11 protein-coding genes are annotated in these 15,571 nt (G+C 50.3%); 8 read left to right on the top strand and 3 right to left on the bottom strand.

From position 1 onward, the window contains the following. Positions 1–20: 20 nt before the first annotated feature. Positions 21–329 (bottom strand): hypothetical protein, encoded by a 309-nt coding sequence (locus H8D24_03240; GenBank protein MBC8519406.1) that lies wholly within the window; start codon positions 327–329, stop codon positions 21–23. A gap of 138 nt (positions 330–467) precedes the next feature. On the opposite strand from H8D24_03240, the gene H8D24_03235 reads away from it, so the two are divergent. The 8 genes from H8D24_03235 to H8D24_03200 all read left to right on the top strand — a co-directional run bounded on the left by H8D24_03235 (position 468) and on the right by H8D24_03200 (position 12,740). Continuing rightward, positions 468–1,511, top strand: a complete 1,044-nt coding sequence (locus H8D24_03235) for a tRNA (5-methylaminomethyl-2-thiouridylate)-methyltransferase (protein ID MBC8519405.1) — start codon at positions 468–470, stop codon at positions 1,509–1,511. 11 nt (positions 1,512–1,522) lie between these two features. After that, the gene (locus tag H8D24_03230; protein MBC8519404.1) at positions 1,523–1,744 is read left to right on the top strand and encodes a sulfurtransferase TusA family protein; all 222 of its coding nucleotides are present in this window, start codon (positions 1,523–1,525) and stop codon (positions 1,742–1,744) included. Positions 1,745–2,001: 257 nt separating this feature from the next. Continuing rightward, on the top strand, positions 2,002–3,408 hold the full coding sequence (gene glnA / locus H8D24_03225) for a glutamate--ammonia ligase (protein ID MBC8519403.1): 1,407 nt from the start codon (positions 2,002–2,004) through the stop codon (positions 3,406–3,408). Positions 3,409–3,650: 242 nt separating this feature from the next. Continuing rightward, positions 3,651–4,727, top strand: a complete 1,077-nt coding sequence (locus tag H8D24_03220; protein MBC8519402.1) for a PAS domain-containing protein — start codon at positions 3,651–3,653, stop codon at positions 4,725–4,727. Between the two features lie 3 nt (positions 4,728–4,730). Beyond that, entirely contained in the window at positions 4,731–6,158 is a 1,428-nt protein-coding gene (gene ntrC, locus H8D24_03215) for a nitrogen regulation protein NR(I) (GenBank protein MBC8519401.1), read from the top strand. 32 nt (positions 6,159–6,190) lie between these two features. After that, entirely contained in the window at positions 6,191–7,189 is a 999-nt protein-coding gene (locus tag H8D24_03210; GenBank protein MBC8519400.1) for a peptidoglycan DD-metalloendopeptidase family protein, read from the top strand. Next, on the top strand, positions 7,186–9,957 hold the full coding sequence (gene glnE, locus H8D24_03205; GenBank protein ID MBC8519399.1) for a bifunctional [glutamate--ammonia ligase]-adenylyl-L-tyrosine phosphorylase/[glutamate--ammonia-ligase] adenylyltransferase: 2,772 nt from the start codon (positions 7,186–7,188) through the stop codon (positions 9,955–9,957). Before H8D24_03210 ends, glnE begins: the two co-directional genes overlap by 4 nt. Before the next feature lie 65 nt (positions 9,958–10,022). Next, the gene (locus H8D24_03200; protein MBC8519398.1) at positions 10,023–12,740 is read left to right on the top strand and encodes an HAD-IC family P-type ATPase; all 2,718 of its coding nucleotides are present in this window, start codon (positions 10,023–10,025) and stop codon (positions 12,738–12,740) included. A 74-nt stretch (positions 12,741–12,814) separates the two neighbouring features. On the opposite strand, the gene ppsA is transcribed toward H8D24_03200, so the two are convergent. After that, the gene (ppsA, locus tag H8D24_03195; protein MBC8519397.1) at positions 12,815–15,178 is read right to left on the bottom strand and encodes a phosphoenolpyruvate synthase; all 2,364 of its coding nucleotides are present in this window, start codon (positions 15,176–15,178) and stop codon (positions 12,815–12,817) included. Positions 15,179–15,240: 62 nt separating this feature from the next. Further along, on the bottom strand, positions 15,241–15,558 hold the full coding sequence (locus H8D24_03190; protein MBC8519396.1) for a hypothetical protein: 318 nt from the start codon (positions 15,556–15,558) through the stop codon (positions 15,241–15,243). Between the last annotated feature and the right edge of the window lie 13 nt (positions 15,559–15,571).

The following is a 15,571-nucleotide window of genomic DNA, read 5'->3' as shown; positions in this document are numbered from 1 at the left end:
AACCTGCCAGAGTGGGACAACTAGCCAGAATCGGTTTTTGTGGCCGGTTTTTTGATGCGATATCCAGGCTTTGCCAAAATCTCTATATAGAAGGAGTCAAGCGGTTTGGATTCGGCCGCAGTAATCTGTTTATCAATCTCAGAGATATGAGTGACGATGCTGCTTGCCTCATCATCTCCAAATTTGCAGTCAAAATCCCAGTAGTCGGCTCCATCAGGCAGGCTCTTTCTGCGCTCCCTTTTAATGTATTTTCTGACCTCATGTTTGATGGACTCAACAAGACGGGGCCTCGTCTTCTTGGGATGGAGTAGCGAGAATGTTTTTTTCATAAGATGAGCCAGCAGTGCTATGGAGTGAGCGGGCATTATCCGTGAAAAAGGTATCAATTGATAGAACTCGAATCCATACTTTCCAGGTGTGGATTCGGGTAAAATGCGCACTCATTACTGATTAAACCGGGATATTTGATGTCGGAACCGAAAAAAGCGGCGGTATTGGTCTCGGGGGGACTGGACTCCATGCTGGCTGTGCGCGTACTCCAGGAGCAGGGGATTCATGTTGAGGGGATTAATTTCTATACGGGCTTCTGTGTAGAGGGGCATACTCACGCCATTCGCAAGAAAGACCAGAAGAAAGATAAGCGCAACAATGCTCTCTGGGTAGCAGAGCAGTTAGGGATCAAACTCCATATGGTCGATATTGTGGAGGAGTACAAAGATGTTTTGCTAAATCCCAAGCATGGCTATGGAGCCAATATGAACCCATGTCTGGACTGCAAAATCTTCATGGTGAAGAAGGCGCTGGAGTGGATGCATAAACATCAGTTTGATTTTATCGCCACCGGAGAGGTAGTGGGGCAGCGCCCGATGTCGCAACGCAAGGATACAATGCCGGTGGTATCTGGCGAATCTGGTGCGGATGACCTGTTGGTGCGCCCGCTCTGTGCAAAGAATCTTCCCCCCACACTTCCAGAGAGAGAGGGTTGGCTGGATCGTGAAGCCCTATATGACTTCAGTGGCCGCACCCGCAAGCCGCAGATGGCGCTGGCAAAACAGTTTGGCTTTGAAGATTATGCAACCCCGGCTGGCGGATGCTGTTTTCTGACTGATGAGAGTTACTCGATTAAGCTGGTTGACCTGTGGGATGCGCGTGGTTCCAGAGAGTATGAGATGGATGACATTATGCTACTCAAGGTGGGGCGTCATATTCGTCCAAGAAAGAACTTCAAGATGATCATCTCCAGAGAGGAGGGCGAGAATCACTTCCTGCAAGGTTATAGAAACCAGTACACCAGCATGAGAACAACAGATTTCCCCGGGCCTCTGGTATTGATCGATGGCGAAGCCAGTGACGAAGATTTGATGCTGGCCGGCCAAATTACCGCACGCTTTGGTAAAGGAAAAAGCGCCCCTGAGGTTACCGTAGAGATAAGAGGGCGTGATGGAGAGAGCAGAGAGATAACGGTGAAACCAATCTCTCCAGCTGATATTGAAAAAAGCTGGTATATATAGGAGTCGCCTGAATGGCCAATTTTTCCATAGATACTCGAGGCCTGCTCTGCCCCATGCCGGTAATTCGTGCTCAGGAGGTGGTTGAGGAGCTAAATCCAGGCGACCGTCTGGAGGTGCTCTCCTCTGACCCAGGCGCACTGAATGATATTCCGGCCTGGTGTCGAATCAATGGCCATGTGGTGGTGGAAAAAAGCCAGGAGGGGAGAGAGGTGCGCATTGTTATTGAGGTGTAATGCGCCCTATTATGTGGCATACGCCTAAAAATACGCACTATATTGGTGCAATTACCGCTGTTTTTATAAAAAGTTCAGAAAAAGTCTCAAGCAAGATCAGGCAGTTATACGATTGGCACGACTTATGCTATATAATCCGGCGTTCCCTTCGGATTCATGAGCACATCTGATTTCGAAGGATTAATTTTTTACAGGGGTTGGTCACAGGGTAGTGGCTACTCTTTACTAGTGTTTACATTGAATCAGGGGAGTCATTAATGTCTCAGAAAGTACTTAAACTCATCAAGGAGAACAATGCCAAGTTTGTTGATCTCCGTTTCACAGATACCAAGGGCAAGGAGCAGCACGTAACTATTCCTTCAGCCGAGGTTAATGCCGGCTTTTTCAAGGCTGGCAAGATGTTCGATGGATCCTCTATCGAGGGCTGGAAGGGAATCAATGAATCAGACATGATTCTGATGCCAGATGCAGACACTGCATTGTTGGACCCATTCTATGAGGAGCCAACAGTCATTATTCGCTGTAATATTGTTGAGCCTGCAACCATGGAAGGTTATGAGCGTGATCCACGTTCTGTAGCCTATCGTGCAGAAGAGTACCTCAAGTCTACCGGTATTGGCGACAAGGCATTCTTCGGTCCTGAGCCAGAGTTCTTCCTGTTTGATGATGTTCGTTGGGGCTCAGACATGAGTGGCTCTTTCTGCAAGGTTGACTCCGAGGAGGCATCCTGGAATACAGAGAAGGTCTATGAAGGCGGTAACATGGGCCACCGCCCTGGCGTCAAGGGTGGTTACTTCCCGGTACCTCCTGTTGACTCTACTCAGGATATCCGTACTGCAATGTCTCTGGTTATGGAGGATATGGGCCTGACTATTGAGGCACACCACCATGAGGTTGCTACTGCAAACCAGAACGAGATTGCTACTGCATTCAACTCACTGGTCAAGAAGGCGGATGAGGTGCAGATCCTCAAGTATGTAACGCACAATGTTGCACACGCTTATGGCAAAACAGCAACCTTTATGCCCAAGCCAATCGTTGGTGATAACGGAACTGGTATGCATGTTCACCAGTCCATCGCCAAGAAGGGAAAGAATATCTTCTCGGGTAACAAGTATGGCGGCCTCTCTCAGGACGCGCTCTACTATATTGGTGGAATCATCAAACACGCCCGTTCACTGAATGCATTTACCAATGCATCAACCAACTCCTATAAGCGTCTGGTTCCAGGCTTTGAGGCACCAGTAATGCTGGCCTACTCTGCCCGTAACCGTTCTGCCTCTATTCGTATTCCGTTTGTACCGGTACCCAAGGCTACCCGTATCGAGGTTCGTTTCCCTGATCCAACTGCCAACCCATACCTGGCGTTTGCAGCCATGTTGATGGCTGGCCTTGATGGCATCAAGAACAAGATCGATCCAGGTGAGGCGATGGATAAGGATCTGTATGACCTGCCAGCAGAGGAGGCAGCAGAGATCCCAACTGTATGTCACTCCTTTGAGCAGGCGCTTGAGGCGCTGGCCAATGATAATGACTACCTGACACAGGGTGATGTATTTACAGCTGACTTTATTGAAAGCTATATCGACCTGAAGATGGAAGAGGTGACTCGTATGCGTATGACCACCCATCCGGTTGAGTTTGATATGTACTACAGCGTTTAATCTGTAATACATTAAACCTGCAAAAAGCCCCCTCCATTTATGGAGGGGGCTTTTTTTATTTTTCCGATTTGTGATCCATAATAGAATGCACCATAATGGTGCATTATAGCTGCCCAGGGCATCGTGATTTATGCAGTCATGAGTATATCTTGTTTTATAACATATTGTTTTTAAAGAATATTTATTGATATGTTCGGAATAATTATGATACTGGTATAGCGATTGCATTGATTACTGAAGTTATGAATTCTTTCTCCCAAAACAGTATATCTAGCTATGCAGAGCTTGTTGCAGGCCATACAACTGTATCGATACTGATTTTAGACGCTAATCAGCGCCTCTGTTTTCTTAATCCAGCTGCAGAAATTTTACTGGGAACCAGTGCACAGAAGGCGGCAGGCATGCGAATGTCAGAAATAGTGGATATTCGTTGTGATTTGGCAAAAGGGATGCAGCGCATCTCGGAGACAAACTATCCATACACAGAGCGTGAGGTGGAGCTTCGGCTATTTAGTGGCGAGAGCTCTGTAGTGGACTGTTCACTGATTCCACTAACGGAGCATGATGAAGACAACCATGTACTGGTAGAGATACAGAGGGTAGATGAGCAGTTACGCCTGATTAATGAGGATCGGTTGATTAACCAGACGCGAGCATCAGCAGACCTGTTGCGCGGCCTGGCACATGAGATCAAAAACCCTCTGGGCGGATTAAGGGGGGCTGCACAGCTGCTTGAGGGAGAGCTGGAAGATGAGTCACTAAGAGAATATACGGAGGTTATTATTGGTGAGGCAGATCGCCTGCAGACTCTGCTCGACAGAATGTTGGGACCAAGTCGTCCGCCACGCCTGGAAGAGACAAATATTCATGAGGTACTGGAGCGGGTGCGAACTCTTGTTACTGCGGAGGCTGGAGAGTCATCACTACAGATAAAGCAAGACTATGATCCCAGCATTCCAACCATTATGGCTGATCCAGATCTGTTAATTCAGGCTCTGCTCAACATTGTTAAAAATGCGGCACAAACTCTCAACAACAGTGGTGAGATTCAGCTTAGAACACGCATATTGCGCCAGGTGACTATTGGTCATAAACATCATCGCCTGGTCTGTAGTCTGGAGGTTCAGGACAACGGCCCCGGGGTCTCGGAAGAGCTTCAAAAAACCATTTTTCTACCCATGGTAACAGGACGTGCCGAGGGAACTGGCCTCGGCCTCTCAATTGCGCAGTCTATTATCCATCGCCAGGGCGGGGTGATTGAGTGTAATTCCAGGCCCGGCAAAACCATATTCACCTTATTGATTCCGCTGGAGGAATAGAAGATGACTCAGGATACAAAAGTTAGCGAAAAAAACAGAGGGCAGATCTGGGTTATTGATGATGACCGTTCTATTCGCTGGGTTCTGGAGCGAGCACTACAAAAAGCAGGAATGGAGGTAGAGACTTTTAGTGATGGTAATGAGGTGCTGGATAGGCTGGAGCGTGAGAGCCCGGACGTTGTAGTGAGTGATATTAGAATGCCGGGTATTGATGGGCTGGCCCTGTTGAAGGAGATTGGTGCAAGACAACCGGATTTGCCGGTGATCATCATGACCGCCCACTCTGATATGGATAGTGCAGTTGCAGCTTATGAAGGGGGTGCTTTTGAATACCTGCCCAAGCCATTTGATATTGAAGAGGCCACCGGTCTGGTGCAGCGTGCTGTTGAGCAGGTGCATAGTAAACGTACCAGGCAGAGAGAAAAAGGAGAGACCGTAACTGACATCATAGGAGAGTCTCCTGCCATGCAGGAGGTGTTTCGTGCAATTGGGCGTTTGGCGCACTCCAATATGACGGTGCTGATCAACGGGGAATCCGGTACAGGCAAGGAGCGGGTTGCTCAGGCGTTGCACCGTCACAGCCCACGGGCAGACTATCCATTTATTGCCCTTAATATGGCCGCAATTCCCAGAGACCTTATGGATTCAGAACTGTTTGGTCATGAGAAGGGTGCATTTACAGGCGCCACAGGTGTGCGCAAGGGCCGCTTTCAGCAGGCTGATGGAGGCACCCTGTTTCTGGACGAGATAGGGGATATGCCGCTAGAGACGCAAACCAGACTGTTGCGCGTGCTCTCCGAAGGTGAGTTTTACCAGGTGGGCGGACATGCGCCAACCAAGGTGGATGTGAGAATTATTGCGGCTACCCATCAGGACCTGGAGGCGGCGGTCCAGGCTGGAGATTTTCGTGAGGATCTCTACCACCGTCTCAATGTTATCCGTGTTCATGTGCCTGAGCTCTCCGAGCGCAGAGAGGATATTCCGCTGTTGGCAAACCACTTTTTAAGGCTGGCGGCAGAAGAGCTTGAGGTAGAGGAGAAGGAGCTGCTTCCTGAAACAATGAATTATTTAAGTGGTCTGGAGTGGCAGGGCAACGTGCGTCAACTGGAGAACACCTGTCGCTGGATCACAGTAATGGCACCAACCAGGAATGTCTGTGTGGGTGATCTTCCAGCAGAGCTGCGTGCAGAGGGAACAGTTGGCGGTGATAGCTGGGAGAAGGCCCTTGAGCAGTGGCTGAGACAGCATCTCAACCAGGAAGAGGAAGGGTTGCTTGATCAGGTTGTTCCAACCATGGAGAAGATTCTGATCAAGACTGCGCTGGAGCATACAGCAGGCAAGAAACAGGAGGCCGCCCGTCTATTGGGGTGGGGGCGAAATACCCTGACCCGTAAAATCAAAGAGCTCTCCCTGGACGAGCATCGTGAATAACGCCACCTGATAAATCATTGTATAATGGGGAGATGAGCCGGCTATTTTCTATTATGTTGATCTCAATGCTATTCCTGCTTTCAGGTTGTGCAGAGCAGGGTGGTGCCCAGGTCAAAACTACAAAAGTAGAAAAGAGATTGGTCACACCACAACATGAGCCGAACAAACAGATAAGAGAGAAAGCCGATAAAGGCACCACCTCTATACGTCGTTGGGAAGTCTATCGAGGCCATATTACCAAGACATTTTCACGAGCAGCGAGAAACACAGGCATACCTGGCGTACATATACGCAAGCTGGAGGAGTTGTTTTCCGAGCAGATCAATTTTCGCAAAGATATTCAAAAAGGGGATCACTTTACGGTTGTATTTCAACCGGGAGCAGACGGCACACTGCAGAGTGGAAAAATTCTTGCTGCCGAGCTTAATAATCAGGGCAAACCCATACGTGTGATTAACCACACCAACCGTCGTGGAGTGTCACGTTTCTATAGTGGAGACGGTACTCCACTGGAGGCAGATTTTTTGCGTAGCCCGCTAAAAAACACCAAGATAAGTTCGCACTTCACGCTGCGTCGTTACCATCCAGTGCTCAAGAAGTATCGTCCACACAGGGGTACAGACCTTGTTGCCGCAACCGGAACTCCAGTAATGGCAACAGCAGGTGGCGTTGTAGAGAAGCGGGAGCGACAGAGAGGGTATGGAAACGTCATATTCCTGAGTCATGCCGGCGGGAAATACACCACTGTATATGCACACCTTTCACGTTTTGCAAAAAAGCTTAAGGTGGGAACACGAGTAAGGCAGGGCGAGGTAATCGGTTATAGTGGAAGCACTGGATTGGCAACCGGGCCTCATCTCCACTACGAGTTCAGAAAAGATGGTGAGTACAAGGATGCAATGCAGGTTGCACTGCCACGCACCAACAAGCTATCTACAGCAGAGCGTAAATATTTCTATCAGGCTACGGCAAAACTGCGCAAGGTTTTATTGAATCGTCATAAGAGCAGACAGCTTGCAATGAAGCAGTGAGCTCTCTCTCTACCCTTACCAGCCTTTTCAAGTTTAGCCCGTTTATTGAGAATAGTTGCCGACAGGATCAAACCCTGTTGCAGCGGCTTATCCAATCAAAAACCATCAGCTCAACAGTTGATGAGGAACATTACCGACAACAACTAAAGAGACTATTGGCACCAGTCAAGAGTGACCAGCAGCTCTCAAAGGCGCTACGCTTATTCAGGCGTGACGAGATGGTAAGGATCGCGCTGCGTGATCTTGCTGGCTGGTCTGATTACCAGACAACAGTCAGTGAGCTTTCGGCATTGGCTGATGTTGTAGTTTCAGAGACTCTAAACCTGCTATACCAATGGCAGTGTGATGAGGAGGGAACCCCGAAAGGGGAGCAGAGTGGTCGACCACAGCAGATGATTGTGGTCGCAATGGGCAAACTTGGAGCCAGAGAGCTCAACTTCTCTTCAGATATTGATCTTATTTTCACCTATCCAGAGGATGGTGAGACCAGGGGCAGGCGCCCATGGATCAGCAACCAGGAGTTTTTTACCCATCTGGCACAACGCCTGATTCGTACCATTAACAACAAGACAGCAGATGGCTTTGTGTTTCGTGTTGATATGCGACTGCGCCCATTTGGTGAGAGCGGTTCTATGGTCTCATCATTTGATGCCATGGAAGATTATTATCAGATTCATGGAAGAAGCTGGGAGCGCTATGCATGGATCAAGGGCAGAGTGATAGCAGGAGACAGCGGTGCAGGAGAGCAACTGTTAAACCTGTTGCGGCCATTCATATATCGACGTTACATTGACTACAGTGCATTCGAGTCGCTACGTGAAATGAAGATGATGATTGCACAGCAGGTACGTAAAAAAGGGATGGAAGATGACCTCAAGCTGGGGCCAGGCGGTATACGTGAGATTGAATTTATAGGTCAGGCTTTCCAGCTGGTGCATGGGGGCAGAGAACCAGAGTTACAGGTACGCCCTATTCTCAAAGTGCTGCCACTACTCTCTAAACGTGGGGAGATAAGCAGAGAAGAGGAACAGGAGCTGACAGAGGCCTACATTTTTCTGCGCAACGCTGAACATCGCCTGCAGGAGTATGAGGATAGACAGACCCAACGGCTTCCATCCAGCAAAGAACAGCGTGTGTTACTGGCTGAGTCTATGGGATTTGATAGCTGGAAAGAGTTTTTTGTTCAGCTCGAAGAGCACCGGGGCCGAGTACAGAGACGATTTGAGGAATTGTTCGCTGTCCCAGATGAGCGTGCCCCAGAAAAAGAGCAGCATCCCCTTAACCAGGCGTGGTCAGATCTTGATGACGGCATATCTGTGGAGCAATTAGTCGAGCAGTTTTCACGGCACTTCGATGAACCGGAAAATATCATAGCCTCTCTGCAGCAACTAAATAGCTCATCAACAGTCCAATCCATGAGCAGGGAGGGAAAAGAGCGTCTGGATAGATTGATGCCGCTGTTGATAGAGGCTGCCTCAAGGCAGGATGATTCAGATCATAGCCTGAAGCGGGCCATTCATCTGGTAGAGTCGATAGGCCGACGCTCCGTCTACTTTACTCTGCTGGCAGAAAATCATCACACACTAGAGCACCTGCTATTTTTGCTACAGAAAAGTGAATGGATTTCAGAGCAACTATCGCAGACCCCAATGTTGCTGGATGTGGTGCTGGATCCACGCAATCTCTTCCTTCCCGAGGAGCGTCAATCATTGACAGAAGAGCTTCTACTGCTGGGTAGCCGGGTAGATAAACAGGACCTTGAACAGCAGATGGAGTTGTTGCGCCACTTTCAGCGTAGACACATGGTTAAGGTGGCAGCGGTTGATGTAATGGACAGGCTGCCGATTATGGAGGTAAGTGATGCCCTGACCTGGATAGCAGAGAGCGTGGTGGAGTACTGTTTTCAGCTGTCGTGGGATGAGATGACCAGGCGCTGGGGACAGCCACGTATGCGCAAAGAGAGCATGGCAGCCCCGGGATTTCTGGTTATCGGATATGGCAAGATGGGAGGGATTGAGCTTGGCTATGGCTCAGACCTTGACTTGGTATTTCTCCATACAGGCCAACCAGAAGATCCATTTAGCCGTAAACAGCAACCTGTTACCCGGCGTGAATTCTATATCAGGCTGGCACAGAGAATGATCCACCTAATTAGCACTCGCACCATGAGCGGACGACTCTACGAGATTGATTCACGCCTACGCCCTAATGGCGCATCGGGATTGCTGGTCTTGGATTCAGAAGGGTTCCTGGACTACCAAAAGAAGGATGCGTGGACCTGGGAACACCAGGCACTGGTACGTGCCCGGGTGATTTTTGGTGGCGCAAAGGCAAGAGCAGAGTTTGAAAAAATTAGAAGGACAATCCTGAGTCAGCAGAGAGACGAGAGAGAGCTGCAGTCCGAGGTTAGTGATATGCGAGAGAAAATGCGTGACTCGCTAGGCCAGTGCGGCAAAGACGAGATCAACCTTAAACAGATGAAGGGAGGAATGGTTGATATCGAGTTTATGGTTCAGTACATGGTGTTACGCTGGTCATTACAGCACCCATCCTTAATGCAGTGGACAGATAATATTCGTCTACTGGAGCAGCTGGCCGAAGAGGGGCTGATTACTGATGATGAAGCAAAAACACTTGAGGAAAATTATCGTAGCTATCGAAGGCGTGCCTACCACCTATCCCTACAAAACAGGAAAGCAATCGTCTCTGCAGAAGAGTTTGTTGTAGAGCGTAAGCAGGTCACCAAAATTTGGGATCGCCTGTTGTAGGCAAGATAGTGTAGCCCTCCGCATTATTTGGAAGCCACGTGGCTGGATATGCTAGTCTCGTGATAATGAGAGAGACTGTCACTGCCAATGAACCGGTTGACTCACCACATGCCAGATCTGTGGATGAACTGCTGGAGATGCTCGATGCATCAGTGCATGGATTGGATCAGAATGAGGTGCAGAGGCGTCGATTAGAGTATGGGTTGAATACTCTTCCCCAGCCACCCAAGCCTGGGATTATGGCAATCTTTATCCGCCAGTTTTTTAGCCCACTAATTTATGTTCTTCTTTTTGCGGCATTGGTATCGCTCAGCCTTGGACACTATTTGGATGCAATTTTTATCGCCGCAGTACTTCTTATCAATGCCACTATTGGTACGGTTCAGGAGCACTCCGCAGAGAAGAGTGCGAAGGCGCTTCGTTCCATGGTCAGGACCGTCGCAAATGTTTTGCGTGAAGGTGAGCCCCTGGAACTTGATTCTGAGGAGTTGCTCCCGGGGGATATTGTTTTTCTTGGTTCAGGGAACAGGGTGCCAGCAGATATACGGTTGATCAGTGCCAAAGGGGTAGAGGTTGATGAGTCCCTGCTGACTGGTGAGTCGCTGGCTGTTGCCAAGAGTTCAGAGGGAGCATATGCGCTGGATAGTGCGGTTGGTGACCGCCTCAACATGCTCTTTAGCGGGTCAATCATCGTCCGTGGTCGTTGTCATGGCCTGGTTGTAGCGACAGGAGAGCAGACGGAGATCGGCAAGATTGCTGGCTCTCTATCAGCTACAGAGAGTGCGAAGCCGCCATTATTGCTGAGGATGGAGGATTTCACTAGGGTGATTGCACTTGTATTCGGGGTGATTGCTCTTCTGTTGATAGTTGTTGAACTGGTTCTAGGAGCCCCATTTCAGGAGGTTTTTCTGCTTGCTGTTGCCCTGGCGGTCTCCGTGATTCCGGAGGGGCTGCCCGTTGCAATTACTGTTGCCTTGGCGATTGGTGCCAACAGAATGGCCAAGAGAAACGTCGTTGTACGTCGCCTCTATGCAGTGGAGGCCTTGGGCTCATGCACTTTTATAGCCTCTGACAAGACAGGCACATTGACAGTTAATGAGATGGCCGTAGCCATGGTTGCTCTTCCTGGTGGTGAGCTCTTGAGGATAGATGGCAGGGAGAATTTGCAGGATCATCTCCCCGTCTCACAGCAGCAACAGTTGGGGGCTCTGGCAAGGAGTGTTGCGCTTAATAATGAGGCGTATCTTGGGATGCGCAATGGTAAATGGGTTCATCATGGGGATGCGGTGGATGTTGCACTACAGATTTTTGCATACAGGGCTGGAGTGATTCGGCAGGATGCAATGAGTGAGTATCCGCTGGTTGAGGATATCCCTTTTGAGTCAGAGAATCGTTTCTCTGCATCCCTCCACCAGCATGGTGACAGAGAGTTGGTTTTTGTTAAAGGGGCGCTGGAGGCACTGTTGCCGATGTGTGCCGGAATGGCATTAGCTGATGGGAAGATGGAGATTGATGAGAAAGTGGTGCTGGCGCAGTCAGAACAGCTGGCCAGAGAAGGGTATCGGATTCTGGCAGTTGCAGGTGGTGTTCGCCAGATAGCAGATGGCAGCCCGTTTACAGTAATGGATCTGGAGGGGCTTACCTTCCTGGGTCTGGTGGGGATGATTGATCCATTGCGGCAGGAGGTAAAGGGGGCGATAGAGTCCTGTCGTCATGCCGGTATTGATGTCTCGATGGTGACTGGGGACCATCCGGTAACAGCCCTCGCAATCGCCAGAGAGCTTGGGATGGCAGAGTCAGAACAACAGGTTGTTACCGGCTATCAGCTGAGGCAGGCGGAGGAGGATGGTGAGGCTGCGGTTGACAGACTGACCAGAGATACGCGAGTCTTTGCGCGTGTTGATCCTTCACAGAAGGTTGTAATTACCAGATCACTCATCCGTAACGGCCACTTTATTGCAATGACCGGGGATGGGGCCAATGATGCGCCTGCACTTAATGCGGCCAATGTCGGGGTCTCGATGGGGGTACAGGGGACAGATGTCGCCCGTGAGAGCTCGGATATGATCCTGGTTGATGACAACTTCACCTCCATCGTCTCCGGGATCGAAGAGGGGAGGGTGGCATACGCCAATGTGCGCAAGGTGATCTTTTTGTTGATCTCGACCGGTGCGGCGGAGGTAGTGCTCTTCTTCCTTGCATTGATGGCAGGGGTAGCGCTGCCCTTGCTTCCGGCACAACTGCTCTGGCTCAACCTTGTCACCAACGGGATTCAGGACGTTGCACTCGCCTTTGAGCCGGCAGAGGGTGATGAGATGAGGCGCCCCCCACGCAGTCCAGAGGAGCCGATATTCAATCGGCTGATGGTGGAGCGCATCATTGTCTCCAGCCTTATGATGGGGGTTACTGCATTCATCCTCTATTGGAACCTCACGCATGTTCTGGGGATGGATATAGATGCTGCCAGAAATAGCACACTGTTACTGATGGTGCTTTTTGAGAATGTCCACGTCTTTAATTGCCGGTCCGAAAGTCGATCGATTTTTCAACTCTCTCCACTACGGAATCCGCTCCTTCTTTTTGGCACGGTATTGGCGCAGTTGATCCATATTGGTGCCATGTATGTGCCTTGGTTACAGAGAGTATTGGGTGTTCAGCCCATCAGTTTCGAACACTGGTTGCAGTTGTTGGGGATTGCTTTGTTGTTGATGGTGGTGATGGAGATCCAGAAGAAAATAAACAGGCACCATCCCGGGAATGGCCCCCTTCTGGCTGCGGGGTGAAAAATGGACAGGGTGTCTGGTCTGGAGATGGCCCAGGCAGTGATCAACCAGGTGATTCAGTAGGGGATACCGACCTATCCCAGGCCGTTCCAGGTCTCGATTATGCTGTTCGGGCTCATAGAGATACTGGAAATCTCCTGTTCTACCAGCCACCTTGCAAACTCCGGATAATGTGAGGGGCCCTCCCCACAGATACCAACACTCTTGTGCTGGTTGTGACACGCCTGGATAACCCTGGAGATGCTCTCCTTGATTGCCGGATTGCGTTCATCAAACCCAGCGGCCATCCACTCGGAGTCACGGTCCATCCCCAGGGTAAGCTGGGTCAGATCATTGGAGCCGATAGAGAAGCCATCAAAATATTCGAGAAACTCCTCGGCGAGGATCACGTTGGAGGGCACCTCGCACATCATGATGATCCGGAGGCCATCTTCTCCCCGTTTCAGCCCATTCTCCTCGAGTAGACTGATGATATCTATGGCCTCGTCCAGGGTGCGTATAAAGGGGATCATGAGCTCTATATTTGAGAGCCCCATTTTCTCCCGTGCCCGCTTTATCGCCTTGCACTCCAGTTCGAAACAGGGGCGGAATGGTTCCGACAGCTGCCGTAGTGCCCCCCTGTATCCAATCATTGGATTAGACTCAAATGGCTCATACTCTCTGCCGGCAATCAGGTTTGCATACTCGTTTGATTTGAAGTCTGAGGTTCTGATGCGTACTGGGTTTGGGGAGAATGGCGCTGCAATAGTTGCTATCCCCTCGGTGAGTTTCTCAACATAAAATTCGATGGGTGATCCATAGCCGGATATTTTTCTCTCTATCTCATCTCTACTCTCAGCGGGGAGATTTTCGAAATCGATAATCGCCCTTGGGTGGATGCCGATGATATTGCTGATGATGAACTCCATCCGCGCGAGTCCAACCCCATCATTGGGGATGGAGGCGTAGTCGAAGGCGCGCCCGGGGTTTCCAATATTGACCATCATTCTGGTTTTGAGCGGAGGCAGTGACTTGATTGGTGTGGTAATAAGCTCAAATGCGAGTGCCTTATCGTAGACATAACCATCATCACCCTCCGCACAGGAGATGGTGACAGTGTGGTCGTTGGGGATGGATTCGGTTGCATCCCCGGTGCCGACAATTGTGGGGATCCCCAGCTCCCGCGCAATAATGGCTGCATGGCAGGTACGGCCCCCGCGGTTGGTGACGATGGCTGAGGCCCGCTTCATGATCGGCTCCCAATCTGGATCGGTCATGTCGGTAACCAGAATATCACCGGGCTGAATACGCTCCATCTCCGAGATGTTGGCAATGATTCGTGTGGTTCCGTTGGTGATGGCCTGCCCAATGGCGCGTCCCTTGGCCAGAACGGTACCCCTCTCCTTGAGTTTGTAGCGGTTAATGGAGTTGGTTGTTTTCTCCTGACTCTTTACCGTCTCCGGGCGTGACTGGACGATATAGATTTTGTTGTCGACACCATCAAGGGCCCACTCAATATCCATAGGGCGTCCATAGTGCTCCTCGATGGTGACGGCGTAGCGCCCCAACTCATGAATCTGCCGGTCATTGAGGCTGAAGCGGTTACGCTCCAGTTCAGGGACACGTTCGGTAACGATAAAATCCTTCAGATTGTCCCGTGCATAGATCTTGCGGATCTCCTTTGATCCCAGTGTCCTGCTCAGGATGGCGTGATGTCCTGTGGCCAGTGTCGGTTTGTAGAGATAGAACTCATCGGGGTTGACTGCTCCCTGTACCACCGTCTCCCCAAGGCCATAGGCTGAGGTGATAAGGATTACATCCCTGAATCCGGACTCCGTATCCAGGGTGAAGAGCACGCCGCTGGAGCCGAGATCGCTACGTACCATCTGCTGTACCCCGACCGATATTGCAATGCTCTGGTGGTCGAAGTGCTGATGCGCCCGATAGGAGATGGCGCGGTCATTGTAGAGCGAGGCAAATACATTCTTGATTGAGGCGAGGACACTCTCCACTCCACAGACATTAAGGTAGCTCTCCTGCTGTCCGGCAAATGAGGCGTCGGCAAGATCCTCGGCGGTCGCCGAGGAGCGGATGGCAACACTCAGTTTTCCATCAGTCTGCCCCTCCAGTTTTTCATAGGCGGAGGTTATGGCATTGAGCAGGGGAACGGGAAATGGGGAGTCAAGAATCCAGCGCCTGATCTCAGCACCACACTCCTTCAGCGCATGAATATCGGTGGGGTCCAGTGCCTCAAGTGACTGGTGGATCCTCTCGGTCAGGTGGCTGTGGGCAAGAAAGTCCCGGAATGCATGGGCAGTGGTGGCAAAGCCGTTGGGAACCCGGACACCCTTGTCCGAAAGGGCATGGATCATCTCGCCAAGAGAGGCATTCTTGCCCCCAACCTGACCCACATCCCCCATCCCCACCGAATCAAGCCAGACTACGTAGTTATCTACCACCCATCTCCTCCTTTGAGAAAGGTCTCATTAGGGTCGATATGAGTCTTGTAGTTTCTAGCAACTTAATTCCATAGTGGAATAAAGCTAAAGATTGGCACAAATATAGATATCAATATCACTGTTAACCCGTACATGGTGCGCCCTCGTATGATTGTCTTGACCCCCATAATCAGGGTGGCAGTTGCAATAACTACTCCAATCACCCCTAGCCCCAAGGCCATCAAGGCGAGCACGAGCCATGTTCTTGCGGCCGATAATGATGCTCTCTCTTCCGTGTCGACATCATGGGGGTTTCCTGCAATCAGGAAATAGATGATGGGTATTATTGGAAGAGCCATCATAAAGACATCGATAAAAGTAACGTTGGTTGTTCCCATCATGTTTGTTTGCTCA

Origin of the sequence: Candidatus Thiopontia autotrophica (assembly GCA_014384675.1) — a bacterium.
Taxonomy (GTDB): domain Bacteria; phylum Pseudomonadota; class Gammaproteobacteria.
Note: the sequence above shows the minus strand (reverse complement) of the source record. Positions and strands in the feature narration are given on the sequence as shown.

Coding starts and splice junctions, on each gene's coding strand:
- H8D24_03240 (MBC8519406.1), bottom strand. CDS start 329: ATGAAAAAAACATTCTCGCTACTCCATCCCAAGAAGACGAGGCCCCGT.
- H8D24_03235 (MBC8519405.1), top strand. CDS start 468: ATGTCGGAACCGAAAAAAGCGGCGGTATTGGTCTCGGGGGGACTGGAC.
- glnA (MBC8519403.1), top strand. CDS start 2,002: ATGTCTCAGAAAGTACTTAAACTCATCAAGGAGAACAATGCCAAGTTT.
- ntrC (MBC8519401.1), top strand. CDS start 4,731: ATGACTCAGGATACAAAAGTTAGCGAAAAAAACAGAGGGCAGATCTGG.
- H8D24_03210 (MBC8519400.1), top strand. CDS start 6,191: ATGAGCCGGCTATTTTCTATTATGTTGATCTCAATGCTATTCCTGCTT.
- H8D24_03200 (MBC8519398.1), top strand. CDS start 10,023: ATGAGAGAGACTGTCACTGCCAATGAACCGGTTGACTCACCACATGCC.
- H8D24_03220 (MBC8519402.1), top strand. CDS start 3,651: ATGAATTCTTTCTCCCAAAACAGTATATCTAGCTATGCAGAGCTTGTT.
- H8D24_03230 (MBC8519404.1), top strand. CDS start 1,523: ATGGCCAATTTTTCCATAGATACTCGAGGCCTGCTCTGCCCCATGCCG.
- H8D24_03190 (MBC8519396.1), bottom strand. CDS start 15,558: ATGATGGGAACAACCAACGTTACTTTTATCGATGTCTTTATGATGGCT.